Source organism: Pontibacillus sp. HMF3514, from assembly GCF_009858175.1.
Classification (GTDB): Bacteria; Bacillota; Bacilli; order Bacillales; family BH030062; genus Pontibacillus.
Genome location: NZ_CP047393.1, coordinates 3,093,203 through 3,117,211 on the forward strand (window position 1 = coordinate 3,093,203; position 24,009 = coordinate 3,117,211).

A 24,009-nucleotide genomic window follows, 5' to 3' on the forward strand; every position below is an offset into this window, starting at 1 on the left:
CCTGGGTTACCCCAAACTCTTATTGTTACCGTTTAAATGAATTAACGTGTTAACTCTGCAAAATCTCTTCACGGAACACCTGAAGCTGTTCATTCTGATTTAAGGTTACAAGTGTATCTTCAGAAAGTTTTCCGTTTCCTTTTTTTACAACATAAACATCAACGCGTTTTTTCCCCCACTTTTCATAAACATCATCAACTGTTTCATAATAAAGATCGATTTTATTTCCCTTTATGGCTGAACCTTTGTCAGCCACAACTCCAAATCCATAATTAGGAATATAGAGAATTGTCCCGATTGGATAAATATTCAAATCTGCTGCAATTGTAGAATATAGGTCACGCTTAACTTTTACACCTGAATACGTAATGCCATACATAGGGTGGTCAGGTGTTTTACCTGTTGATTCTACACCAGCTGTGTACCCAGTTGCTAGCACTGTTGATTTAGGATACTGTGAAAAATCTACAGCTTCCTCAATTGAAGTCGGTCCTTGGATCTGCTGACTAGAGATATAACGAGTTTTAGAATCTGCATATTTGAATTCTTTTTTCTTTAAACTTACTTGGCGATCCTTGTGTTCGTCATAAGTAGATTGAAAAGGATATAAAGACTTGGTTTGATTGTGGATCCAAACGCCAACCTCAACGGCCGAGACATTCGAAATAGATGTAAAAGTCGAACCTAATGCAGCTACCAATAACCCCAACATCATGATTCGTTTTAGTAATGTTTTCATCTTGTTAACACCTCTCTCGAATGTCATCCTTGCCAATTCCTTTAGTTAATATACTAATCCATTAAAAAAACACTACTTTTGTCCTGCTAATAGGAAGTAGTGTTTATAAAATAATCCAATACAATTTTCTTCAAATAAAAAAACAAGCAGAAAGATCCGCTTGTTTTAAAACATCTGATAGCCACGAACACGTAGCATTTTAATAACTATCCCAGAACAGATTGCTCCAGCTAAACCTGAAGAAAGAATAACAGCATCCATAACATTAAGCTGAACTAAGTTTTCAAAAGCGACTTGAATGGATGAGCCAAATTGGGTGAAGTATTTTCCGATTGAGATATTATCCACGATGGTTAGGACAATAATCGGATAGAAAAATGCTAGGAGCCATGTCTGACGAAATAGCATATTGACGATAAATGAAATTCCAAAAAACAAAACAAAAAACAGAAGTACTGAGACTACCGCTTGTACAATACTCAAAGATGTTCTCCTCCTATATTTCAACGATCTTAAACTTTTCTAATCAGGAAATCCTAATCATTAAAATTAAAACGGTTTCTAAAACATTTTATAATGCTCAAATGAAAAGCGCAAGTTCTCCTAGAGATTGTCACATAAACTTACGATTGTTCTATACAAATACACGTTAGAAAAGCACGGTTATCGCCAAAAATGGCGAAACCGATGTCTTTTCTTATACTTTAATCCTTAAATAGTTAAACTTTCTTAAAGTGTAAAAAAGCAAAGGCAGCTTAAGCTACCTTTGCTCCAGAATTACTTCGTAAATATATTAAATTTACCTTTTTTCAGTAGTAAGCCTACTCCGCCAAGCATGAACAGATAACGGTTGTCGATAATCTTCTTCATAACAGATGCTGTCCAACCAAATAGCTTTTTATCGCCAACTACCCCGATTGCTTGTCCTTCTCCTAAGGATGCAACGGTACCTTTTAAGTTTGGCTCAAATGGCTCAAGGTCTGATCCACCACGTACGAGCACTTTCAAGTTGTGCGCTACGTTTTCAGCTTCTTGCATAGCAATCTGTGCAGTTGGAGGATAAGGACGATCGTTCTCTTCGTTCATGATAAGTGCACAGTCACCTACGATGAATACATCATCATGGCCTGGTGCTAGAAGTGTATCAGAAACTTTTACGCGACCACGCGCTGTTTCAAATCCAGCTTCTTCAACGATAGAGTTACCACGTACACCTGCTGCCCATACAACTGTGTTTGTAGGAATCTCTTCTTGCTGTTCGTCTTTTTCAACTAAAATCTTATCTTCATGTACTTCTTTAATCATTGTACCTGTTTTGAATTCGACGCCTTTTCCTTCTAAAAGGTTCATAGCGTATTCAACAAGTTCCTCATCGAAACCAGGTAGAACGCTTGGAGATGCTTCTACGTTCATAATACGAACTTTTTCACGAGGAATATCGTATTCTTCACAAAGCTCAGGAACACGGTTTGCAAGCTCACCAACAAATTCGATACCAGTGAAACCTGCACCACCTACAACAATGTTAAGCATATCTTGACGTTCTTCTTTTTCATTGTTGTAACGAGCAAAGTTATACTCAATGTGCTCACGGATCAAACGAGCCGTGTTAATATTGCTTATTGTGTACGCATGCTCTTTCAAGCCTGAAATACCGAAAGTTGCTGCTTCAAAACCTAGTCCAACTACAAGGTAGTCATACTCAAGGTCGCCATTTTCAAGCTTCACTTTCTTTTCATCAGAGTTGATGGAAAGAACGGTGTCTTGAACAAAGTTAATTTTGTTTGTGTCCACTACATCACTGATCTTCATACGAGTTTTGTCATGGTGAAGTGTTCCGGCTGCATTTTCGTGAAGCCAAGTTGTTTGATAATGGTAGTTATGCTTGTTTACAAGGGTTACATTCGCTTCATTAGCACCCAGCATTTTTTGTAAACGTACAGTAGTAATCATGCCACCATACCCTGCTCCAAGAATGACAATATTTGGTCTCTTCATAACATATCACTTCCATTTACTATTAGTTTTTCACATTTCACGAAATCCATACAGTGGTTTGTGAATGGGTGGATTGTGACCAACTTCACGAACTAACACATTAAGAAAACTTGCCGATTGGCAAGCCATAAGGCGCTGACAGAGGCCTAGTTGCACTGGTACTTGAACCTCAAATGTTTTACTACGTCGAAATCACTACCTGCAAAACATTTATCCAATTCAACGTATTAAGAAAACTTGCCGACTGGCAAGCAGATACAGTGTTGTCATAGACATATGATGTATAGTGTCACATGGTTTTATGTGTTCTTAATGTGAAAAAGAAGACATACTTCAATTAGGGATTGTCATAATATCGTAAAATATTTTCTGAAATCATCATAGTCCTTTTTACTACAATTTTCAACCCTAAATGACAAATAAACGACATTCAGACATTTCAAATAGTTTTATCAAATTGGTGGTTTTGGTATTATTAAAGGCGGAGTGTCATAAGTATGGTAGAATAGAATAGAAACGAAATTATGAATGGGGGAATCATTTGTGTCTGAACAAGTATATGATATTACCATTATCGGAGGAGGGCCTGTTGGCTTATTCACTGCGTTTTACGGTGGAATGAGACAAGCCAGCGTAAAAATCATCGAAAGCCTCCCTCAGCTTGGTGGACAGCTCTCCGCTTTATATCCGGAAAAATATATTTATGACGTGGCGGGCTTTCCAAAAGTTCGCGCGCAAGAACTAGTAGATAACTTGTGGGAACAAGCAAACCAGTTTGATCCTGCTGTAGCTTTAGAAGAATCTGTAAAAGTTGTTGAAAAACTTGATGATGAAACATTTAAGCTTACAACAAATAAAGATGTACACTATTCCAAAACGATCATTATTACGGCAGGTAACGGTGCATTTTCACCTCGCCGATTAAAAATACAAGATTGCGAACACTTCGAGAAAACAAATCTTCATTATCATGTAGACGATATGAAAAAATTCGCTGGCCAAAATGTAATGGTTTGTGGTGGCGGTGACTCAGCTGTCGATTGGTCTCTAATGCTTGAACCAATTGCAAAATCCGTTACTCTTGTCCATCGTCGCGATAAATTCCGTGCGCATGAACATAGTGTTGAACAATTAAATAACTCTAGCGTCAATATTATGACACCATACTCGCCTGAAGAACTTGTTGGAACAGACCGCATTGAAGAGGTTGTGTTAAAAGAAACAAAAGGTGATCAGACTCATAACATTCCAGTTGATGCTATGATTGTAAACTACGGTTTCGTTTCTTCATTGGGACCAATTAAAGAGTGGAACTTAGATATTGAGAAAAACAATATCGTTGTTAACCAACGAATGGAAACCAATATCCCTGGTATTTATGCAGCTGGAGATATTTGTACGTACCCTGGTAAAGTTAAATTGATTGCTTCCGGCTTCGGTGAAGGTCCGACTGCAGTTAATAACGCAAAGGCAAAAATCGACCCAAATGCAAAACTTCAGCCTATGCATTCAACTAGCTTGTTCGGTTCTTAAATAACATGTATCCCCTTGGCTTTAAAAACCAAGGGGACTTTTTTATGCCATTATGAGGAATTCTCCCCTTTTGTTTTCCCTTCATAATCCATAATTCTATATTACAGCATTATAAGTGAATCAAAAAAATAGCCTTACCATATGAGGTAAGACTATCATCTGTTCATTAACAATCTGTACTTGGCGCACCAGCATTTGTTGCCGTACGGAAAGATGAGCCACAGCCACAATTAGCAATGGCGTTCGGATTATCAATCGTGAACCCGCCGCCCATCATGTTCTGTTTAAAGTCGATGTTTGTACCTTCTACGATGGCAAGGTCTTGCTTATTGACCACAACAGGGATTCCATTAGCTTCGAATGTAGTATCAAGCTCTTCGTTGATATCATATTCAAATCCCATAGCATAAGAAAGTCCGCTGCAGCCTCCTCCTTTAACACCAAAACGTAAAAGAACGTTTTCCGACTCTTCTTTCATCATCTCTTGTATTTGAAGACTAGCACTATCAGAAATGTTGATCGACATATGATGACCTCCTTACGTCTGATCTTATTACTCAGTATACTAATAATTGGCTTTTGTATCAATTTTCGAATCTGAATCTTCCACTTTAAGATTGAGGGAAGCTAAAAGTTGTAGTACAAAGATATGAAAGTAGCCCAATATGAAGTATACAGTTCGTGATAAAGAGCTCACCTGATAAGGGTGAGTTTAATTTAGTTAAGTCTCCATTGCTCTTCTGTCAAAAATAAAACCGCACACCCTAGGGCATGCGGATTTAAAATTAAAAGTTCATCGTATCTAGTTTTTCCTCATTAGACTCTTCGTAGCCTTTCATGTATTTAATGCGGCGTTGAAGAGAGGTTTCGTTGACTTGTTCATCAGCGTGATAAGATGAACGGACAAGTGGGCCGGCCTGACAGTGTTTGAAGCCTTTTTCTAATGCGATCTGGCGAAGCTCTTCAAATTCATCAGGATGATAATAACGCTCAACTTTAAGGTGCTTTTTCGTTGGTTGTAAATATTGACCGATTGTCATGATATCTACATTGTGTGCAAGAAGATCGTCCATCGCTTGTACAATCTCTTCTTTTGTTTCACCCAAACCTACCATAAGACTTGATTTTGTTGGTGTATTTGGAGCAATTTCTTTAACACGACGTAGCAACTCTAAAGAACGGTCATAAGTTGCCTTAGAGCGAACTCTTGGTGTTAAACGACGAACAGTTTCAATATTATGGTTAAAGATATCAGGCCCTGCATCCATTAATGTATGAAGACTATCGTAGTCTCCTGCCATATCAGATGGTAATACTTCTACCGTAGCGCCTGGGGAACGACGGTGAATAGCTTTCACAGTTTCAGCAAAAATGAATGCACCACCATCACTTAAATCATCACGTGCTACTGCTGTAACAACTGCGTGTTTCAGATCCATAAGCTCTACAGATTCAGCAACTTTTTCAGGCTCCTGACGATCTAACTCGTTTGGAAGACCTGTTTTAACTGCACAGAAACGGCAACCACGTGTACATGTATCACCTAGAATCATGAATGTTGCGGTTTTTCGCTCACTCCAACACTCATGAATATTTGGGCATCTTGCTTCCTCACATACGGTATGTAGACCGCGCTCACGCATAATACGCTTTAGCTTATTGTAGGATTTGTTCGTTTTAATGTTAATTTTCAACCATTCGGGCTTGCGTAAATGTTCTTCTTTTTTACTCATTCTCCCACATCCTTTTTTTATTTTTTCTAGCGATAATACGTCCATTCGTCTTTAGCATATCGCTCTTCTGCTAACTGGTTTACTTCGGCTAATTGTTCTTGTGTTAATGTATAAGGCTGCAATTGCATACCTAGACCTTTTTCAAAACCTGCGTAGAAGGCTTTTTTTACTTCTTCTAGTTGAACTTGGCGTCCGGCCACTTCATTAATAGCAACAGCTTTGCCGCTAAACGCCTTACGCGCACGTTCTTTAATTCGCTCATTTGGGTAAATAAACATATCAAACAACGCAGATTCATCAACCTCTATTGGGATTGAACCATGCTGTAAAATAACGCCCTTTTGCCTAGTTTGGGCACTACCTGCTGCTTTTTTACCCTCAACAATTAATTCATACCAGGATGGCTCTTCAAAACAGACGGCTGAGCCCGTTTGTTCGAGCTTTCCTTCGGGTATAGAGAAGTCTGCTTGAACATCTAAGTTTCGAAACCCTTGTAGAATTCCTTCAGAGATAACCCTATAAGCTTCGGTTACGGAAGGTGGCATCGATTGATGATTCTCAGAGACGATGACACTATATGTAAGTTCATTATCATGAAGTACCGCACGTCCACCTGTAGGTCTTCTCACCAAACCATATCCATATTCTTTTACGGCATCTACATCAATTTTCCCACTTAGCTTTTGAAAATACCCAACTGACAGTGTCGCTGGGTCCCACCCATAAAAACGAATGACAGGCGGAATAAGTCCTTGACTATGCCAGTTCAGTAATGCTTCATCCAATGCCATATTATAAGCAGGCGAAGCATGTCCAGAGTCTATAAAATACCATGTTTCTGACATGTTGTACCTCTTTTCTAGTTCGTTCCTTTAGTGAATTAAAATAATCAAATTTATTCTAACAAGCTTATATATTCCATGTAAACTGCTCTGCACTTTTTGAGCCTACTGAATCAGATTATAATATACAAAAACGCGATGCTAAAACATCGCGCTTCTATTTCATTAGAACAGGGGATTCTCTTCTAAGTGCTGATATACATTTTCCACTAATTCATCAGGTGTTTCTCCAGTTACACGATCCCCATTTACTAAACAAAAAAGGGACTGGGCGCATAGGCCACAATGACTTAAACATCCATATTCTATAACATCAAGATCTAGATCTTTCTCAAGCTCTTCTTTCGCTTTTTGAGATCCACTTGCTAAATTATTAATACAAAATTCGATGATCGGATTCATCGTTTTCACCTCTTGCTATTTTAATCTGATGAATCCCCTACTCAACGATCTATGCTACCATAGTTTCGGTATAAATCTCAATATACATACACCTTTGTTCGTTAACTTGTTGGTTGAATACCTTCCGATTCCAACGCTCTATAAACCGTTTTCAAACGAGGGTTCCCTTCTCCTACGACTTCTCCATTCACGACCACAAGTGGATAGAAGAATTCATCATCTAAGATCTTTTGTGTGAAATACTGATGCTCTTCTTGTTCGGGTGGTGTAAAAATATCAATATACTGAAATTGTAGATAACTAGAATCATATTTTCTTGAAATAGCTGCTTCAAGCCACTCATACGTTTCTTTAGACCCAGGAGCATTCACACAACTTGCACATCGTTGCTCCGCTCCATACACTGTAATGGTTGTTTTGTTCATGCTTTATCCTCCCTCTCTGATGAAGCCTTTCTCCTATAATTCTATTTTACAAAAAGCTGAAAAAAAGTTAAAATGATAATGGTTCTCAGTAAAATATAAAGAGAGACAATTATACTTTTTCATTATATAATGGAAATATCCATAGATGAACCAGATTGAGGAAATTGACGCAGTATAATAGATTTTTTATGAAGTGTGAATTATAATGAACATAAGAATGAAAGGAGAAGATGGATGATGGAAAACCAAGAACAAGTACAAGAGGTCTTAAATAAACTTCGTCCCTTCTTACTACGTGATGGTGGAGACGTTGAGCTTGTAGATGTAGAAGAAGGAATCGTTCGCCTTCGTCTAATGGGAGCTTGCGGAAGCTGCCCAAGTTCTACAATCACACTAAAAGCTGGTATTGAGCGCGCACTTGTAGAAGAAGTACCAGGTATTCGTGAAGTTGAACAAGTATTCTAAATGACTCTACTTAAGAACATGCAGCTATAAACTGCATGTTCTTTTTTATATCAGGCTTTTATTTATTCCACTATAGCCCTCTAATGTGGAAGAATTGGAATCGAGATAATGTGCGTATGGTTCCGTTGCTTTTGTGCAGATCGGTGGGCTGTGGAACGGGTTGCTTTCCCCGGAAGACCGATCGAGCTTCCTCGTCACTTCGTTCCTGCGGGATCTCGCTCGCCCTTTCTACCGGAGGAGTCAACCCGTTCCACAGCCCACCTTTGCCGAATGGTGACTAACGGAACCGCCGTAGTTCAGGGAGAGGATGTTCTGATTCCAGGTAGTATAAGCCTATCATGACAAGGGTCTGAGCAACTTCTCAGAATATGATTTCCAATCAATATGAGGTGGGAAAGCTGAATTATGGTCCGTTAGTCTCCTTAATCGCGTGGAGGGAAGGAAACGGCAAACTGTCGTGGTAACAAAGGCAAGACGAGACCCCGCAGGAACGAGGAGGCTCGGCTTGTCTTCCACAACAGGCTTGCCGTTTTACTGACCGGAACAAATTACTCAACAGCAACGGACTCCTCTCAGTTTCAAGTCTTCAATAATCCTGCCATATTGTTGAAAAAAGTATGTTTATCTAACTAAAAAAAGATCCCTCATTAAGAGAGATCTTTGCCATTAAGGGTTCACTTTCGTTTTAGCTTCTTGCCCATTCCATACGCGTTGTATATTTTCAAAGCAAAGCTCCATCATATTCTTTCTAGTTTCCTCACTAGAAGACCCAATATGCGGTAACGCAACAACGTTCTCTAATTGAAGTAAAGGATGGTCAGATGATATCGGCTCTTGAGCAAAAACATCAAGTCCTGCCGCTTGAATTTCGCCATCTTCAAGAGCTTTGTAAAGAGCCTCTTCATCCACATTGGCTCCCCTAGATGCATTTACAAAAATAGCTGTAGATTTCATCTTCTCAAAAGCTTTTTGATCAAACATCCCTTTTGTTTCTTTTGTTAACGGAGCTAAGCAAACCACATAGTCTGATTGCTCCAGCAAATCGTCAAATGACACATACTTGGCACCAAGCTCTTGTTCTGCATGCTCTTTTCGACTTCGATTATGATATAGAATATCCATATTGAACCCTGTAGCACGTTTAGCTACAGCTTCACCAATTCGTCCCATTCCTACAATACCAATTGTTTTGTGGTGAATATCTTTGCCCGCTAACAAAAGAGGTGCCCAATTTTTCCACTGACCTTCTTTCACATACTCAGCTGCTTCAACAATACGTCTTGCTGTTGCCATTAATAAAGAAAAAGTTAAATCTGCTGTTGTTTCTGTTAGAACATCAGGTGTGTTGGTTATCGTTATCCCTTTTTCATCAGCCTTTTGCACATCAATATTGTCATAACCTACTGCCAGGTTCGCAATTACTTTAACTTGATTGCATTCATGAAGTAGCTCTTCATCAACCTTATCACTAAGCATTGTAATAAGAGCATCCGCTTTATTCGCTTCTTGAAGTAATGTTTCTCTTTCCACAGGTTTTTCTTCATAATCCCACATATGAATATCAAAAATATCTTGGAATTGATTGACGACATCTTCTGGTAAAGATCTTGTGATATATACATATGGCTTTGACATGCTGATCCTCCTAAATAACGATTACTTTGCCTACAATAGTAGCATAATCACAATTTCAATACCTAGTCATAGCAACTCAATCCCAATCTAAAACTGGAATATTGACGCGTTGGACATCTAAAGATAACTCAGAAAAAAAGCGGTGAAGAATTTGTTCATAAGTGTCTTGAAAATGCAAAAGATCTCTCAAGGAGTGTTCTGCCATTCGATTTCTTTTATCACCATTCCCAAGCGATCCTTCTAAAGAATCAAACAAATGAACAGGTAAGAGCAAACGTGCATAAATCATTCTCCAACTAAATACTGACAATGCTCTAGAGGATTCATAATCATCTAAAAACGTTTGTATCTCCCCGAAAGCTTCAGACCCGTTTTCGAGAAATTTGTATCTCATCCATTCAGCAATATCACGAGTTGGATGATCATATAACAAGGTATGAGGCCATATGTTTTCGGATAACATAGATGGATGTAGGCGCTGAAACGTAAATGTTCCTTGGTCTGTTTGATCATAACGCCAATCTCGCTCACTTTCTTGTAAGTATTGAATTGCGTTTTCGGTCATCCCTTCCAAATAAGGAAATGTCTCAATAAATAATCTCTGATATGAGGTGGCAGGTCTCTCTTCCCATTCCTGTTTATATAGAGTAGTCCATGCATCCATTTTATCTTCCCAAAGTTTTTTCCATTGACCATATCGAGTGACATATTGAGGTTGATAGGGGTAATCGTTTCCTAATTGATGTAACTGGGCAAGCCTTGTTCCTTGTTTTTCTTGCACCGTTTCAAAAGAAGGTGTATAAATAAGTGAGAACGTTTGGTTATCAAGGCTATTCTGAAGGCGTCCTTCTGTTGTAAACATAGGAATTGCGACGTTTTGAAATCCTTGATTCATTAAATATTCACAAAGAGAACGTTGTTCGTATGCTTCTTCATCTGTAGTTGGCGGTTCTGATATAAGAATATAATACCCATCCCGCCCTTTAAATCCATGAAGACCAGAATGATAAATCTCTTCCCCCAGCTCAATATTATACCGTTCTTGAATGATGTCTTTCATATTAGCACCTACCTTAAAAAGTGTCTTATTCTATATTTATGTATAAGTTTCAAAACCTTGAGCACTCTTTCCTGAATCACAACCATGATCGTTGTTTCATAACATGATTTATAGGGAATAAATTGATGTGTACAAACAAAGAAATAGGTGATAAAAAATGGCACAGCAAAAAATGACGCAGTTAGAAGAAAAAGCAAGAATATGGTTAAAAGAGAGAGGCGTAACACTAGATGATATAGCCGATCTCGTGTATTACTTACAGTCCAAGTATCACGATGATTTATCGCTAGAGGAATGTAAATGGAATGTGAATCGAGTTATTGCTAAGCGTGAAGTTCAAAACGCAATCTTAACAGGGATACAACTTGACATCTTAGCTGAGAAAAAACAGCTAGACTCACCGCTTCAAGAAACCATTGAAGTTGATGAAAGCCTATATGGAATCGATGAGGTTATAGCACTTTCTATCGTAAACGTTTATGGTTCCATTGGGTTTACGAATTACGGATTTATTGATAAACAAAAACCAGGAATTTTAGAAAAGCTAAATGACAAATCTTATGGTTGTAACACCTTTTTAGATGACATTGTTGGAGCGATTGCTGCTGCAGCATCAAGTCGTTTAGCCCATAGTACTGCAAGCGACGAAGAAATCGATGACTAAGTCATCGGTTTCTTTTTTTATATAAAAATGGTTGCTGAAGTAAATGTTTTTTAATTCGTAGAGTCATGGTAAAATCATGGTAAAATAAAGAAAATTAAGAGAGTTTTGTCCTATTATATTTTCGGGGGTCATTATGTTACAGAAAATTAGGAGAAATCTAGTTTGGGTTGTTCCAATCATCATCATTTTCTCTATTGTGTTCGGATTATTTTGGAGTAATCTGACACTAATTGCTAAGCAACCAAGTGAAGAGTGGAGTCGCCATATAAAGATTGGTGAAACTCAAACGAATCGTGCACCGTTCTCTTATCAAAATGGTTCAGAGATCCGAATAGCTTTTTTTAATGAGGGAGAAGTTTTAACGAAAACTTATAATCAGTCATTCGAATTATTAAATGAATCATCCAAGTCTGTTCCATTCACTAAATGGGATCCATTCTACTACAACAAAGGGGAATTAATTTACCACGAAGACGGGGAATTAATAAATGGGAATACTGATGAATTAATCACAATGGCTGATAAATTCTATCCTTTAGAAAACCATTTATTTTATTCAAAGGATAATGAAATTTACCAATTAAATCCTCAATCAAAATCCTCTACTTTACTAGGAAAAATTTCTGATCAGTACCAGACTGTTGTTCCTATTGTACATAAGGATAAAATGTACTTCATGGCTTATAAATCTCTTGGCTTTAAAGTACCAATGGCTTTATATGAAGCACTCCCTAGTGGCGAGCTAACGGTTAAAGCAAAAGGAATGCTTAAGGTACCAATTAGTGAATATTTTAGTGACATAGCAGTGGCTACAAAGGACAATGGGTTTGGTATTGTTGCTAAAACGGACGTTGGAAGAAAAGAATCTCGCATTTACTCACTGGAAAGTTCTTGGGATAACCCTTACTTAGATTTCAATTTATTAAATCTAAATGATCCAAATACAGGAAGAAAGATAAGGGAAGCTGGCGATTTTAGACCCTATTACAGGGATGGTCAATTATATGTAATCTTTCACGCAACTGGTTTTACAGAACGTGCTACAGAAACCATGAGCGCAAACAATATCTATCAATTTACTAAAACGTCATCAGGAATCGATGTTCAACAGATTAGCAATACAAGGTATTTCTCAACAAATCCATTACTTCTCAATAAAGAAACCATTATGTGGCTTGATTATGGAATTAATAAGAAGATTTTTATCTCTTCCCAAAATCCAGATTTAATTGCAAAGGCAGATACGTTCACCCAAACAGACTTAACTATAGCGTTTGGACAAACCATTATGCACTTAGTTAAATCATTCACATCCATTTATTTAACATATCCATGGATTGTCGTACCACTTCTGTTCTTTAGTATTCTTTTCCTCTTTTTCAAAAGGTCAATGGATCAAAATTTATCTTGGATTTTATACAGTGGAATTGCCGTTTATTTAATTGGTGCTTTACTACTTGAGGAGCATTTCTTTGTTCGTACCATCCAAGTTCGTGCACCTGATTTTGTAACCTTCCCTGGATTTCCTTATGTATTCATTTTGTTATTCGGACTTTTAGCCTTCTTTTGTTTAATGTTTGCACGTCGAACATGGTCTGTAGGATATAAAGTTATGTACTTTGTAGCCTTACATCTTATCTTCCTTATGTTAACAATAGGAGGTTATATCTTATAAAAGAGTGTTTCATTGTCCGCGATCTAAATATCCAATTTTTATATATTTTTACAGAAAAATGAAACCGTTTTATAAATGAGTCGTATAAGTAGAAAGTCTCATTTATTTTGAAAGGGGGAGACACAATGGAAGTACTCAAACAAAAACTAATTTGGATTGTACCACTTACAATGGCTTTTGCCTTTTTTTCTCTTTTGTTTTATCAAGGTGCTGAATCCGTATCAAATCAACCATCTGATGATTGGAGCCGAGGAATTGAAATAGGTAAATCTGACAGTAAATCACTACCTAACCTTTATAAAACGGAAGACGGAAAATACCAAACAGCCATATTTAACGATGGGACACTGACGAAAAAAACATTCTCTAAAGACTTCACATTAGAGGAAGCGTCAACTCTGGAGGTTCCGTTTACGAAATGGGATCCATATTTCGCTAATAACAATACACTAATTTACCATCTTGATGACGAAATTATTCACCATGACTCAGGAGATGTATTAGCCAAAGCTAATTCAATGTTCGTTAAAGAAGGTGATATTTATTACATCCAAGAAACCACCCTTTTCTCACTAGATCCTAGTTCACTAGAAACAAAAGAACTAGGAAATTTACCTGAGGGTTATGAAGAGTATAAAATCACACACCATAATGATATCCCTACGATTATTGCAGACAGTACGGTTGCAAATAAATTAAATTTCACAATGTTTCAACTCCAAAATGGAGACCTAAAAAAAGTACAAGAACAGTCTATTAGTGTCCCAGCAAATGAAAGCATTGTGGAAGTAGCATACGCAGCTACTGAAAATCGATTAGGATTAGCCATGAAATCTTTTGTAGAAAGTGCTGGAAAAGATCCATATCGTTTATATGTTTCAGAATTTCAGTCATCCGACGACACTATATCTCCGAGACTTATTAACCCCATTGATCCTAAAACGGGGGCAAGAATAGATGAAATCGGAGAAGTAACAGCCTCTTACCTTAATGACCAACTTAGTCTTGCGTTTTATGGTATTGGTTTTAGTAAAGTTGATTATCAAACAAATTATGCTCCGAATATTTATGAGTTAAACATTGTTGATGAAGAAAATATTACTGCGAAAAGAAGAAGTAATACCTATCGTTTTTCAACGAATCCCAAGCTTGTGAATGACCACATGGTAATGTGGATGGATATGAATATTCCAAATACCTTATATGTATCTTCTTCACAACCTCAGGTAATTGAACAAGCAGCGGGTTATTCGAAAACAGATATGTTACTGGCCTTAGGCGTTACAATGAGCATGCTGACCAAAGCATTTCCATTTTTAATCCTTGCAATGAAATGGATGGTTTGGCCTCTCATATTCTTCGTGCTCCTATTCTTATTCTATAAAAAGTCAATCGATCATGATTATAAGTGGGTTCTTTATTCTGCTATTGGGATTTATTTATTAGGGGCGTTCATACAGAGTGGCACCATTTTCACTCAAAAATTAAATGCTACAGCACCAGCGTATATCGCCTTCCCAGGAAACTCGATAGTGATCATATTAGTAGCTGGTCTGATTGCTTATGGTTGTATGCAGTTCATACACAGATCTACTTCTGCTGGGTATAAGGTTGTCTATTTTGTATTTGTGCACATTCTCATATTATCACTAACTGTTGGACCATATGTATTTTAGAAACCTTAAGTAAAGCCCTCTCACACCTGAGAGGGCTTTTTTTGTTGTCTTATAACTTCGAAATCCATTCTTCTAAGGATTCTATTGTGTATGTAGGTTGACGATCATACTCTTGTAAATGCTCTTTGGTGGTTACACCTGTGTGAACTAAAAGCGTATCTAGCTCAGCATTCATGCCCGCTAAGATATCAGTATGATAATTATCTCCCACCATTAACGTTTCCTCTTTAGTAAGTCCTAACGCTTCCATTGCTTGTTGCATAATGATCGATTCTGGTTTTCCTATGAATATAGGTTCTACTCCAGTAGAGACGGTTACAACAGAAGTTAACGAGCCATTACCGGGTAGCATTCCTCTTTCAGTAGGAATAGCTATATCACCGTTCGTTGATAGGAACTTCGCCCCACCACGAACATTTAAGCATGCTTTACTTAATTTTTCATATGTAATTCCTCGGTCAATTCCGACAACAACATAATCACTATCTTCCTCTACAAGATGAAGTCCTTTATCCTCCAGTGCATGGAAAAGTCCTTCTTCACCTATAGCATAAACATTTGCACCTTCCTTTTGCTGTTTAATATAAGATGCTGTTGCCATACTTGTTGTGAATACTTGAGCTTCCTCAGCAGGTATATCAAATGAATTCAATTTCTCTGCCACTTGTTCGGGGCGTCTTGATGAATTATTCGTAACAAACAAGTGTGGGATATCTTTTTCTTTTAATGCTTTAACAAAATCTGATGCTGCTTCAATACGTTCAGTTCCTCGATACATTGTCCCATCTAGATCAATTAAATAGCCTTTATAAGATGTCATGGTGTAATCCCCTTTCTCTTTCTTCATGTGAAAAAACGCTCTCCGCTCTAAGAGAACGTCCTATTCTTTTGAAAAGGCTGAAACGGGCCCTAATTCTTCATTGAGATAATAACGAATTCGCTCACTGAAAGTTGTTAACGAAGTCCAATTTTGATTTATTGTATTATATAAATAATCATGGTCCATATTTACAAACTCTCTGACTAGAGGCTTACGCATTTGGATAATGTTTTTATAATAATCTTCCTCCTCTTCAGGAAGAACTTTTTCATCCGTTAGAATATCGATAATATCCTCATAACTACCGGGATCTCTCATAATAAAGCCATCAATCATCATATTTCCAACATCCACAATCGACTCTACACACATTTGAGCTATTCGTTCAAGCGCTAGTTTTTCTGTAAATGTTTCAAATGTCTCGTTCTCAAAACAAGTTAACAAACCATCCAAATATTGTAATGTTTCTTCGATTTTACTTCTATCAACAAAATACATTCTCTATATCTCCTTTCACTTCAACCTTCTTCTTGTGCTATCATATCATATCTTATTCTATATAAACGCTAATTTCCATTTAAGTTCTGGTCCGTTTTCTGCTATTATATAGAAGGAAAACAAAGTATCGGGGGAAAACAACCATGGATCGTGAATTAGCCTTAGAACTTGTACGTGTAACAGAAGCAGCAGCTGTAAGCTCAGCTCAATGGATGGGAAGAGGAAAGAAAAATGAAGCAGATGATGCTGCAACTTCAGCTATGAGAGGAATGTTTGACTCCATCTCCATGGAAGGTACGGTTGTAATAGGTGAAGGTGAAAAAGACCAAGCACCTATGCTATATATTGGAGAAGAATTAGGTAATGGTAATGGACCAGCAGTTGATATTGCAGTTGATCCACTTGAAGGTACGAACATTGTAGCGAAAGGTCACAATAATGCAATGGCTGTCATTGCAGCAGCAGACCGTGGCGCTCTTTTACATGCACCAGATATGTATATGGAAAAGATTGCTGTCGGTAAAAAAGCTAGTGGAAAAATCAGTCTAGATGATCCGATTGAAAAAACGATTGATATTGTCGCAAAAGCTAATAATAAGCGTATTCATGATTTAACTGTTATTGTCCAGGAACGTCCACGCCACGAAGAACTTGTTGAACGTGTTCGTGCTAAAGGTGCTCGCGTTAAATTATTTGGAGACGGTGATGTTGGTGCTTCAATTGCTACATGTCTTCCACATACAGGGGTAGACCTTTTCGTCGGTAGGGGTGGCGCTCCAGAAGGTGTTATCTCTGCAGCAGCAATTAAGTGTTTAGACGGAGATATGCAAGCTCGTCTTGTTCCTAAAAATGATGAAGAAGCACAACGCTGCATAGGTATGGGGCTTGAAGATCCAGAGCAATTATTAACATTAGATGATTTAGTTCAAAGTGATGATGCCATTTTTGCAGCTACAGGTGTAACAGAAGGTGAGTTATTAAATGGCGTTAAGTTTCTAGGTGGCGAGTTAACTGAAACAGATTCTATCGTAATGCGCGCTAAAACCAGAACGGTTCGCTTTATTAAAGCAAATCACCAGTTGGATCATAAGCCTAACTTCGTTTATTAAAAATTACACCCAAGGAGGTTGTAAAACATGTCCGAAGACCAATTTTTTCTATATGATGATCAAGAGGAAACAAACACACGTTTTGTTAGTTTTATGGGAGAAGCCCATCGGTACGATTTGGCCATTATGACAACAGACCGGTATTATGGCAAAAAAATTGTTCTCGATCTCCAAGGAAGTCATTATGCTATTATCGGCCAAGATGATGTAGAAGAGCCCGGCTATTTGGAACATGTATATAACCTCACTGAAGTAGAAGCCGAAGAACTACGGGAATTTTTAAGACAAGTTATATAGGAATCGTTCTATCAATAATAAGAAACCCTCTTTTGGTTTAAACTAAGCCAAAGGAGGGTTTTTTATGTCTGATGAAAAAGAAGAACGTTACTCGGACTTTGCGAATGTTGAAGCTATGCGAAATTACCTGACTCCTGAACAGCTACCTGAAGGACCTTATGGCGCACCACGCAATAAATATGAGCCTGTAGAAAATAAAAGTACACCTTGGAAACCTGGTCAACGCTATTACAGTGCCTTTAACTATGAAAACAAATCACTCCACAAGGATCTACAACGTCTTGACCCAGGTTCCCACCCAACCCACGACCATCCTGATGAAGAAGTTAAACCTTCTATCGAAAATCAAAGAACAGATGAGTCCTAAAAAAGAAAGTGTGGGATAAGGATGATCGGTTAAGTTCGTCACATCCTGTGACAACACCGATCTGACCTACATCCTGTAGGCCCAAGTTCGTCACGTCCTGTGACAACACCGATCTGACCTACATCCTGTAGGCCCAAAAAACCAGACAAGCTAAAAAGCTGTCTGGTTTTTATTCATCTACTTTTTTGATAACAAAGTGCGCACAACCAAAATTGCAATATTCTAACAAATAATCATTTAAGGTACTAATTTTGGTATCAAATGTTGCTTTTGGATTTTGGTCATCATAAAAGCCACGAAGTCGCAGTTGACCGTATCCCCAGTCACCGACAATAAAATCATATTTACTTAAAATATCACTGAAACGTTCTTCAAATGCTTCTTCTTGGAAGCCATCTTTTTCATTATGAATTAGATCATATTTTTTCCCTTGAATCTCAATCACGTCGATCACCTCTTATGCTTCTTCTAGTGTATCATATTTTGGATTTTTTTACTTTTATAATTTCATACTGGAGAACATTTTCTAGCATGAAGATTTTATTATGACTCAAGCTATAGATGAGGAGAGGAACATTATAATTGCATAGGAGGGTTTCCATTGAACTACAAAAGTTGGTTATCAACTACAGCTTTAGCAGCGACAATACTTGTATCAGGCTGTGCAGGCAATGATAACGGTAATGAAGGTGCCTTGGACATGGGTGACAATAATAACGGCTATAACAATGTAGGGTTTGATCAAGACCAATCATTGAATAGTAGTTATCAGTCTCAGAAAGACGATCGTAATGATGCTCGTACAGACCGATTCGGATATGTTCGATATACAAAGGATCAGGTAGGCAACAATGATGAGGAAATTCGCTACGGTATCATGGATCGTGAACAGGTTTCTGACTTAATTACACGATATATGCTTCAAGGCGAGGGCATTAAAGATGCAGCAACATTAGTGACCGATTCTGAAGTATTAGTTGCTTATACACCTGAAGGTAACATGGACCGTAACCGCGCAGCAGATATGGCTAAGAAGAATGCAATGTCTGTTGTACCTCGATATTATGAGGTTTATGTATCTGACCAACAGAACATGTATCGTGAGCTTGCAACATTAAGTAATATGAGAACAGGCGACCGCGAATACCGAGACTCAATTGAATCTGTCATAGACCAAATGAAAAAATCGCCTCAAGGTGAACAAATGTATAACGATGAAACGAAGTCTAAAAAAGACAAACGTGATGTAGAAAAAGAACAAGGTAGCATGATGGGCCAATAAAAGCTACCCCACATAGAGCTTCAAATCATATGGGATTTGAAGCTCTTCTTTATGTTGTCATATCCCCTTAAATTTTAAAGATTTACCAATCATGTTTTCAACTATGTTACCGCAAACTACCTTATATAAGAGCTTATATGTGGAGGTGAACAACTGTGATAAATCAATTCGGGGGCGTCATCGTCCTTATCATTTGCTTAATTGTTCCAACAATATCGCAAGCTGAGCCTGAACAAGATCCATATAAACAAAAAATGGACTTATTTAAAAGTATGGAAACATTAACGCAGATTCCTTGGTATTACTTAGCTGCGATTGATCAATATGAAAAGCATATCCATAAATCTCATGCCTCTGATGACCTGATTTCCATCACCTTCCCTTCTCCCCTTTGGAATGGGGCTCAATCAACAGAGGATCGACCGCTAACTGTAAGTGAAATTGAAGTTCTAGGCGGAATTGGAAAAGATGGTGATGGTGATGATATAGCCGATCGGACAAATGATTACGATATTTTATATACAATGGCAGATTGGATCAAACAGTATGGTACATCTAAACAAGACATTAAAATAGCCATCTGGAATTATTATCAACGAGAATTATCCGTGCAAACAATCATGAATACAGCAAAGGTGTATGAAAAATTTAATACAATAGATCTTCAAAATCACATGTTCCCTGTCCCTCTATATCATAACTATAGTTATAAAAATACGTGGGGAGATGCACGTGGATTTGGTGGAAGAAGAATTCATGAAGGCACCGATATATTTGCTAGCTATGGGGTCCCTGTTAGAGCAACATCTTATGGGGTTGTAGAAATGAAAGGATGGAACCGTTACGGTGGTTGGAGAATTGGTGTGCGCGATATCAATAACATATACCATTATTTTGCTCACTTAAACGGATTTGAAAAAGGTGTGAAGGTTGGACAAGTTGTAAAACCAGGTGATGTTATTGGTTATGTAGGTGCCACTGGATATGGTCCACCAGGCACGTCTGGGAAGTTCCCGCCTCACCTCCATTATGGAATGTATAGAGATAACGGATATAGTGAGTGGTCATTTGATCCCTACCCTTATTTAAGGAAATGGGAACGAGAGACACGAAAACTAAAAAAATAAAAAAAGGATTGGATGCTAAATGCACCCAATCCTTTAGTTTTAATCATTACTAGGTGTTTTCACTGCATTAATTATACTTGCAGCTAAACCTCCCCAGATTAGTACCATACTAATAACCATCATGATAATTGCACTCACGCTCATTAGCCACTAACCTCCTTATCTGAGTTAACGCTCGTTTCCTTTCCACCTCTCCATTTGAAGAGTGAGAAAACAACTGCAAAGACAATAACTAGGGCTAATGCACCCATACCCCAAGGTCCAACTACAGCAAGCGGATAACCATCAACATACGGTGCTGTAAAGTCGTTCTTCAGTTGTAATATCATCATATATCCTAATAGGACTGGTGTAATAACCGTTAAACAAATCGTCCACCATGCACCAAGACGAATTTGAGATAAACCATCTGCATGATCTTTCAATGTTTTTACTTTGCGAATTGCCCAGGCAATAAGAATAACCTCGAGTAAACCACCCAGACCAACTCCAACAGTTAGAACATAACGGTCAACAGCTGTTAAGAAGTGTGCTCCACCTTGTGTAGCGTAAACTAACGAAATAAGAGCAGATAAACCGCCACCGATCGCTACAGCTTTTGTACGAGTAATATTGAACTTCTCTTGGAATGCCAGAATGTATGTTTCACAAATGGATATAAGTGAAGATAATCCTGCTAGTACTAAGGAAGCAAAGAATAAGAATCCAAAAAATCCATTTAAGAACGGCATTTCATTAATAATTTGCGGGAAGACTGCGAACGCTAGTCCAACTCCAGCTCCAGCAAAATCATCAATTCCACCACCAGTTGTGACTGCTACGAAACCAATCGCACTGAATACACCAATACCAGCAAGTAATTCAAAACCAGAGTTACTTAAACCAGTAATGAATGCGTTGTTCGTAATATCAGATTTTTTCGGTAAATAACTTGAATACGTGATCATAATTGCAAAACAGATAGACAAGCTGAAGAAAATTTGAGTATAAGCAGCTGTCCATACAGTTGGATCAGTCAACTGAGACCAATTAGGTTGGAAGAATGCATTTAAGCCTTCTGCAGCACCTTCTAGTGTTACTGCACGGATAACAATAATTAAGAATAAGACCACAAGTGTAGGTATGAAAACTTTATTTGCAGCTTCTACACCCTTTTTAATTCCTTTAAATAAAACACTTAATACGACAGCCCATACGATAATCAATGGGAAAAGCACTCCAGGGACTAGACTCCCCATTTGTGTTGGAGGATCACTGACTTGCAAATAATCCGCGAATAAGAATGCTTGAGTATCACTTCCCCAAGATAGGTTAAAGGAAAACCAAGCATATGCTAATGCCCAACCGATAATAACGGCGTAGTATGTTGATATCCCAAATGAGACAAATACTTGGAACCAACCGAGAGCTTCAGACTTTTTATTTAACCTTGCAAAGGTTAATGGTGATGAACCGCGGAACTTATGTCCCATAGTAAATTCCATAATCAGGATCGGAATCCCAGCTGTAAATAGTGCAATTAAATAAGGTAAGAAGAATGCTCCTCCACCGTTGTCATAAGCAACATATGGGAATCGCCAAATGTTACCTAGACCAATAGCAGAACCAACTGCCGCCAATATAAATCCGGCGCGTGTTCCCCATTGTGATCGATTTTCCATAGAAAGACCTCCCCTTCAATCTTTCCTCATAAAAAATAAGCATATGCTTATTTTTGTATGAGAATGTTCAAATTTTCTGATTATTTCCGCTGTTTCAGTATTGATTATAGCGAGTCCAAACACTCTTGTAAAGGTAATGTTTTAATTTTCAGTATTTTCTAATTATGACTTTTGGTCTATACACTGATATTAGTGGGTTTTAGTTTTAATGGAAATTATATCCTTTCATCTGTAAAGTACGTGTGGAGTGTACGAATTTGCATGATAAGGTCCATCTTTCTGGATGATCTTCCCTGCTCCTGCGCGGAGCTCCCATGAAAAAAACCAGCAATCATATACATGATTACTGGCTAATAAAGTTATTCTTCTATACTATTTTGTTTTGGCTGAAACAAAAGAACAACTGCAAGCACAATCACTAATGTGACAACTAGAGAAAGAATTGTACTTGTAGTAAATCCAAAGATCACATACCCTACTGAAGCAGCAAGCGCTCCAATTAATGCATATGGTAGCTGTGTCATAACGTGATCAATATGGTTAGATCCCGCTCCTGTTGAAGACAAGATCGTTGTATCTGAAATTGGTGAACAATGGTCTCCAAACACACTACCTGCCAATACGGCAGCAAGAGATGGTAAGAACATCGCTACGTCTAAAGTAGCAGCAATTTCTCCTGCGATCGGAAGCATAATTCCAAATGTACCCCAAGAAGTTCCTGTTGCGAAAGCCATAAATCCAGCTACGATAAACATCATAAATGGCAAGAATGTTGGACTAATATTAGCATTTTTTACTTGTTCCGCTAAATATTCGCCAGTTCCCATAGAACCAATAATCGTTCCAATCATCCAAGCTAAAACTAAGATGTAAATAGCCGGAAGCATCGCTTTAATTCCTTCAACAACTACTTTGCCTGTAGAAGATTTTGACCCTTGTAAGAACATATAAAGAACCAGTCCGCTTAATGCAGCAAATAGGCCACCGTAGAATAAGGAACGGTTTACGTTCGTATTTGCAAAGATGCTTAGAATGGATACTTCTTCTTCAGCTGGTGTGCCTTGAATACCAGTGATAAACATGGTAGTCACTGTAGCCACGATTAAAACAAGAATTGGAATGATTAGATGATAAATTTTACCTCTTTGAGTTGCCTTAAATTCATTATTCAGATCTCCTGGCACTTCTTTACTTGGATCCACTAGCTCGCCTGTAGTTTGTGCTTTTTCTTCGTGTTTTCTCATAGCGCCAATATCAAAATTACGATAAATCATTAAGAATACTAAGAATATAGCACCAAACACGTAGAAGTTCATTGGGATCATACGAAGAAATGCTTCAAGTTCTCCATACCCCGTGATCTCCTGCGTCGCAATAATTGTACCAATCAACCCAATGATATATGCACCCCAACTTGAGATTGGAGATACAACTGTAATTGGAGCTGATGTTGAGTCAATAATATAGGCTAACTTCGCACGAGAAACGTTATAACGGTCTGTTAAAGGACGAGCGACTTGGCCGACAGCTAAGCTGTTGAAATAATCATCAATGAAAATGATAAGACCTAATATCCCCGGCATAGTCTGTGCGCCCTTACGAGTGCGAATACGGTGAATAGCCCACTCTCCAAAAGCAGCACTTCCGCCTGAAGCAGTCATAAAGGCAGTTGTAATGCCTAATAAGATAAGAAAGCTTAATAATTGAATGCTGCCAACCTGAAGATCTCCATCAACATAGAATATCTGTGAGAAGCTCATCCATATTTCATTAAATGATGGCACGATATTAAAGCTATTTAACATGAATGCTCCGACAACAATGCCTGCTCCTAAAGAAAGTAAAACCTGTCTTGTTAGTAACACAAGAACAAGCATAATGATTGGTGGAATGAGTGAAAGAATTCCAAATTCCATTTTGTTCCCTCCTATTGTTTTTAAATAAGTACCTATCCTCTTATAGGATGGCCTGAAGGAACGATGGACATGTAGATGCTGTGTA

The 24,009-nt window shown here is 38.0% G+C and carries 26 protein-coding genes; 10 read left to right on the forward strand and 16 right to left on the reverse strand.

The window, feature by feature from the left end; genetic code table 11:
* Nucleotides 1-49: 49 nt before the first annotated feature.
* The 3 genes from GS400_RS15870 to GS400_RS15880 all read right to left on the reverse strand — a co-directional run bounded on the left by GS400_RS15870 (nt 50) and on the right by GS400_RS15880 (nt 2,737).
* Complete coding sequence (locus GS400_RS15870; protein WP_236560990.1) at nt 50-739, reverse strand: 3D domain-containing protein; 690 nt, start codon at nt 737-739, stop codon at nt 50-52.
* Nucleotides 740-904: 165 nt separating this feature from the next.
* Nucleotides 905-1,222, reverse strand: coding sequence for a YuiB family protein (locus tag GS400_RS15875; protein WP_236560992.1), 318 nt, complete (start codon nt 1,220-1,222; stop codon nt 905-907).
* A gap of 294 nt (nt 1,223-1,516) precedes the next feature.
* Nucleotides 1,517-2,737 (reverse strand): NAD(P)/FAD-dependent oxidoreductase, encoded by a 1,221-nt coding sequence (locus tag GS400_RS15880; protein ID WP_160103392.1) that lies wholly within the window; start codon nt 2,735-2,737, stop codon nt 1,517-1,519.
* A gap of 543 nt (nt 2,738-3,280) precedes the next feature.
* On the opposite strand from GS400_RS15880, the gene GS400_RS15885 reads away from it, so the two are divergent.
* On the forward strand, nt 3,281-4,270 hold the full coding sequence (locus GS400_RS15885) for an NAD(P)/FAD-dependent oxidoreductase (protein ID WP_236560994.1): 990 nt from the start codon (nt 3,281-3,283) through the stop codon (nt 4,268-4,270).
* A 166-nt stretch (nt 4,271-4,436) separates the two neighbouring features.
* Here GS400_RS15885 and GS400_RS15890 read toward each other — a convergent pair whose 3' ends face one another.
* The 5 genes from GS400_RS15890 to GS400_RS15910 form a co-directional block, all read right to left on the reverse strand.
* The gene (locus GS400_RS15890) at nt 4,437-4,796 is read right to left on the reverse strand and encodes a HesB/IscA family protein (RefSeq protein ID WP_160103396.1); all 360 of its coding nucleotides are present in this window, start codon (nt 4,794-4,796) and stop codon (nt 4,437-4,439) included.
* 259 nt (nt 4,797-5,055) lie between these two features.
* Nucleotides 5,056-6,003: a lipoyl synthase gene (lipA, locus tag GS400_RS15895; protein WP_160103398.1), complete on the reverse strand. Its 948-nt coding sequence runs from the start codon at nt 6,001-6,003 to the stop codon at nt 5,056-5,058.
* A 26-nt stretch (nt 6,004-6,029) separates the two neighbouring features.
* Nucleotides 6,030-6,848: a lipoate--protein ligase family protein gene (locus tag GS400_RS15900; protein WP_160103400.1), complete on the reverse strand. Its 819-nt coding sequence runs from the start codon at nt 6,846-6,848 to the stop codon at nt 6,030-6,032.
* A gap of 162 nt (nt 6,849-7,010) precedes the next feature.
* On the reverse strand, nt 7,011-7,247 hold the full coding sequence (locus GS400_RS15905) for a YuzB family protein (RefSeq protein ID WP_160103402.1): 237 nt from the start codon (nt 7,245-7,247) through the stop codon (nt 7,011-7,013).
* A gap of 101 nt (nt 7,248-7,348) precedes the next feature.
* Complete coding sequence (locus tag GS400_RS15910; RefSeq protein ID WP_160103404.1) at nt 7,349-7,672, reverse strand: DUF1462 family protein; 324 nt, start codon at nt 7,670-7,672, stop codon at nt 7,349-7,351.
* 234 nt (nt 7,673-7,906) lie between these two features.
* Between GS400_RS15910 and GS400_RS15915 the strand changes: the two genes are divergently transcribed.
* Nucleotides 7,907-8,137, forward strand: a complete 231-nt coding sequence (locus GS400_RS15915) for a NifU family protein (protein ID WP_231566570.1) — start codon at nt 7,907-7,909, stop codon at nt 8,135-8,137.
* A 666-nt stretch (nt 8,138-8,803) separates the two neighbouring features.
* On the opposite strand, the gene GS400_RS15920 is transcribed toward GS400_RS15915, so the two are convergent.
* Both GS400_RS15920 and yutH read right to left on the reverse strand, forming a co-directional pair.
* The gene (locus GS400_RS15920) at nt 8,804-9,772 is read right to left on the reverse strand and encodes a 2-hydroxyacid dehydrogenase (RefSeq protein ID WP_160103405.1); all 969 of its coding nucleotides are present in this window, start codon (nt 9,770-9,772) and stop codon (nt 8,804-8,806) included.
* A gap of 76 nt (nt 9,773-9,848) precedes the next feature.
* Nucleotides 9,849-10,832, reverse strand: a complete 984-nt coding sequence (gene yutH / locus GS400_RS15925) for a spore coat putative kinase YutH (protein WP_160103406.1) — start codon at nt 10,830-10,832, stop codon at nt 9,849-9,851.
* A gap of 157 nt (nt 10,833-10,989) precedes the next feature.
* On the opposite strand from yutH, the gene GS400_RS15930 reads away from it, so the two are divergent.
* The 3 genes from GS400_RS15930 (at nt 10,990) to GS400_RS15940 (ending at nt 14,847) form a co-directional block, all read left to right on the forward strand.
* Complete coding sequence (locus GS400_RS15930; protein ID WP_160103407.1) at nt 10,990-11,496, forward strand: phosphatidylglycerophosphatase A family protein; 507 nt, start codon at nt 10,990-10,992, stop codon at nt 11,494-11,496.
* A 133-nt stretch (nt 11,497-11,629) separates the two neighbouring features.
* Nucleotides 11,630-13,171, forward strand: coding sequence for a hypothetical protein (locus tag GS400_RS15935; protein WP_160103408.1), 1,542 nt, complete (start codon nt 11,630-11,632; stop codon nt 13,169-13,171).
* Between the two features lie 125 nt (nt 13,172-13,296).
* Nucleotides 13,297-14,847: a hypothetical protein gene (locus GS400_RS15940; RefSeq protein ID WP_160103409.1), complete on the forward strand. Its 1,551-nt coding sequence runs from the start codon at nt 13,297-13,299 to the stop codon at nt 14,845-14,847.
* A 49-nt stretch (nt 14,848-14,896) separates the two neighbouring features.
* Here the strand turns inward: GS400_RS15940 and GS400_RS15945 are convergent, their stop codons facing one another.
* Nucleotides 14,897-15,667: a TIGR01457 family HAD-type hydrolase gene (locus tag GS400_RS15945; RefSeq protein ID WP_160103410.1), complete on the reverse strand. Its 771-nt coding sequence runs from the start codon at nt 15,665-15,667 to the stop codon at nt 14,897-14,899.
* 60 nt (nt 15,668-15,727) lie between these two features.
* Nucleotides 15,728-16,165: a DUF86 domain-containing protein gene (locus GS400_RS15950; RefSeq protein ID WP_160103412.1), complete on the reverse strand. Its 438-nt coding sequence runs from the start codon at nt 16,163-16,165 to the stop codon at nt 15,728-15,730.
* 143 nt (nt 16,166-16,308) lie between these two features.
* Between GS400_RS15950 and glpX the strand changes: the two genes are divergently transcribed.
* The 3 genes from glpX (at nt 16,309) to GS400_RS15965 (ending at nt 17,938) form a co-directional block, all read left to right on the forward strand.
* The gene (gene glpX, locus GS400_RS15955) at nt 16,309-17,274 is read left to right on the forward strand and encodes a class II fructose-bisphosphatase (protein WP_160103414.1); all 966 of its coding nucleotides are present in this window, start codon (nt 16,309-16,311) and stop codon (nt 17,272-17,274) included.
* A 27-nt stretch (nt 17,275-17,301) separates the two neighbouring features.
* Entirely contained in the window at nt 17,302-17,571 is a 270-nt protein-coding gene (locus tag GS400_RS15960; RefSeq protein WP_160103416.1) for a DUF3055 domain-containing protein, read from the forward strand.
* 64 nt (nt 17,572-17,635) lie between these two features.
* Nucleotides 17,636-17,938 carry a cytosolic protein gene (locus GS400_RS15965; protein WP_160103418.1) on the forward strand — a complete coding sequence of 101 codons (303 nt, stop codon included), beginning with the start codon at nt 17,636-17,638 and terminating at the stop codon, nt 17,936-17,938.
* Nucleotides 17,939-18,107: 169 nt separating this feature from the next.
* Here GS400_RS15965 and GS400_RS15970 read toward each other — a convergent pair whose 3' ends face one another.
* Nucleotides 18,108-18,383, reverse strand: a complete 276-nt coding sequence (locus GS400_RS15970) for a YutD family protein (RefSeq protein ID WP_160103420.1) — start codon at nt 18,381-18,383, stop codon at nt 18,108-18,110.
* A 156-nt stretch (nt 18,384-18,539) separates the two neighbouring features.
* Between GS400_RS15970 and GS400_RS15975 the strand changes: the two genes are divergently transcribed.
* Together GS400_RS15975 and GS400_RS15980 are read left to right on the forward strand one after the other, a co-directional pair.
* Nucleotides 18,540-19,220, forward strand: coding sequence for a YhcN/YlaJ family sporulation lipoprotein (locus tag GS400_RS15975; protein WP_160103422.1), 681 nt, complete (start codon nt 18,540-18,542; stop codon nt 19,218-19,220).
* A 158-nt stretch (nt 19,221-19,378) separates the two neighbouring features.
* Nucleotides 19,379-20,347, forward strand: coding sequence for a M23 family metallopeptidase (locus GS400_RS15980; RefSeq protein WP_304608250.1), 969 nt, complete (start codon nt 19,379-19,381; stop codon nt 20,345-20,347).
* A gap of 39 nt (nt 20,348-20,386) precedes the next feature.
* Here the strand turns inward: GS400_RS15980 and GS400_RS15985 are convergent, their stop codons facing one another.
* The 3 genes from GS400_RS15985 to GS400_RS15995 all read right to left on the reverse strand — a co-directional run bounded on the left by GS400_RS15985 (nt 20,387) and on the right by GS400_RS15995 (nt 23,924).
* On the reverse strand, nt 20,387-20,491 hold the full coding sequence (locus GS400_RS15985) for a methionine/alanine import family NSS transporter small subunit (protein WP_160103424.1): 105 nt from the start codon (nt 20,489-20,491) through the stop codon (nt 20,387-20,389).
* Nucleotides 20,491-22,008: a sodium-dependent transporter gene (locus GS400_RS15990; protein ID WP_160103426.1), complete on the reverse strand. Its 1,518-nt coding sequence runs from the start codon at nt 22,006-22,008 to the stop codon at nt 20,491-20,493. The genes GS400_RS15985 and GS400_RS15990 overlap by 1 nt, the downstream gene beginning before the upstream one ends.
* Before the next feature lie 359 nt (nt 22,009-22,367).
* Nucleotides 22,368-23,924 (reverse strand): Na+/H+ antiporter NhaC family protein, encoded by a 1,557-nt coding sequence (locus GS400_RS15995; RefSeq protein WP_160103428.1) that lies wholly within the window; start codon nt 23,922-23,924, stop codon nt 22,368-22,370.
* Nucleotides 23,925-24,009 lie beyond the last annotated feature (85 nt).

What these genes read in the sequence shown, in the direction of transcription:
- GS400_RS15870 (WP_236560990.1), bottom strand. Translation starts at nt 739, where the DNA reads ATGAAAACATTACTAAAACGAATCATGATGTTGGGGTTATTGGTAGCT.
- GS400_RS15880 (WP_160103392.1), bottom strand. Translation starts at nt 2,737, where the DNA reads ATGAAGAGACCAAATATTGTCATTCTTGGAGCAGGGTATGGTGGCATG.
- GS400_RS15890 (WP_160103396.1), bottom strand. Translation starts at nt 4,796, where the DNA reads ATGTCGATCAACATTTCTGATAGTGCTAGTCTTCAAATACAAGAGATG.
- lipA (WP_160103398.1), bottom strand. Translation starts at nt 6,003, where the DNA reads ATGAGTAAAAAAGAAGAACATTTACGCAAGCCCGAATGGTTGAAAATT.
- GS400_RS15900 (WP_160103400.1), bottom strand. Translation starts at nt 6,848, where the DNA reads ATGTCAGAAACATGGTATTTTATAGACTCTGGACATGCTTCGCCTGCT.
- GS400_RS15905 (WP_160103402.1), bottom strand. Translation starts at nt 7,247, where the DNA reads ATGAATCCGATCATCGAATTTTGTATTAATAATTTAGCAAGTGGATCT.
- GS400_RS15910 (WP_160103404.1), bottom strand. Translation starts at nt 7,672, where the DNA reads ATGAACAAAACAACCATTACAGTGTATGGAGCGGAGCAACGATGTGCA.
- GS400_RS15915 (WP_231566570.1), top strand. Translation starts at nt 7,907, where the DNA reads ATGATGGAAAACCAAGAACAAGTACAAGAGGTCTTAAATAAACTTCGT.
- GS400_RS15920 (WP_160103405.1), bottom strand. Translation starts at nt 9,772, where the DNA reads ATGTCAAAGCCATATGTATATATCACAAGATCTTTACCAGAAGATGTC.
- yutH (WP_160103406.1), bottom strand. Translation starts at nt 10,832, where the DNA reads ATGAAAGACATCATTCAAGAACGGTATAATATTGAGCTGGGGGAAGAG.
- GS400_RS15930 (WP_160103407.1), top strand. Translation starts at nt 10,990, where the DNA reads ATGGCACAGCAAAAAATGACGCAGTTAGAAGAAAAAGCAAGAATATGG.
- GS400_RS15935 (WP_160103408.1), top strand. Translation starts at nt 11,630, where the DNA reads ATGTTACAGAAAATTAGGAGAAATCTAGTTTGGGTTGTTCCAATCATC.
- GS400_RS15940 (WP_160103409.1), top strand. Translation starts at nt 13,297, where the DNA reads ATGGAAGTACTCAAACAAAAACTAATTTGGATTGTACCACTTACAATG.
- GS400_RS15945 (WP_160103410.1), bottom strand. Translation starts at nt 15,667, where the DNA reads ATGACATCTTATAAAGGCTATTTAATTGATCTAGATGGGACAATGTAT.
- GS400_RS15950 (WP_160103412.1), bottom strand. Translation starts at nt 16,165, where the DNA reads ATGTATTTTGTTGATAGAAGTAAAATCGAAGAAACATTACAATATTTG.
- glpX (WP_160103414.1), top strand. Translation starts at nt 16,309, where the DNA reads ATGGATCGTGAATTAGCCTTAGAACTTGTACGTGTAACAGAAGCAGCA.
- GS400_RS15960 (WP_160103416.1), top strand. Translation starts at nt 17,302, where the DNA reads ATGTCCGAAGACCAATTTTTTCTATATGATGATCAAGAGGAAACAAAC.
- GS400_RS15965 (WP_160103418.1), top strand. Translation starts at nt 17,636, where the DNA reads ATGTCTGATGAAAAAGAAGAACGTTACTCGGACTTTGCGAATGTTGAA.
- GS400_RS15985 (WP_160103424.1), bottom strand. Translation starts at nt 20,491, where the DNA reads ATGAGCGTGAGTGCAATTATCATGATGGTTATTAGTATGGTACTAATC.
- GS400_RS15990 (WP_160103426.1), bottom strand. Translation starts at nt 22,008, where the DNA reads ATGGAAAATCGATCACAATGGGGAACACGCGCCGGATTTATATTGGCG.
- GS400_RS15995 (WP_160103428.1), bottom strand. Translation starts at nt 23,924, where the DNA reads ATGGAATTTGGAATTCTTTCACTCATTCCACCAATCATTATGCTTGTT.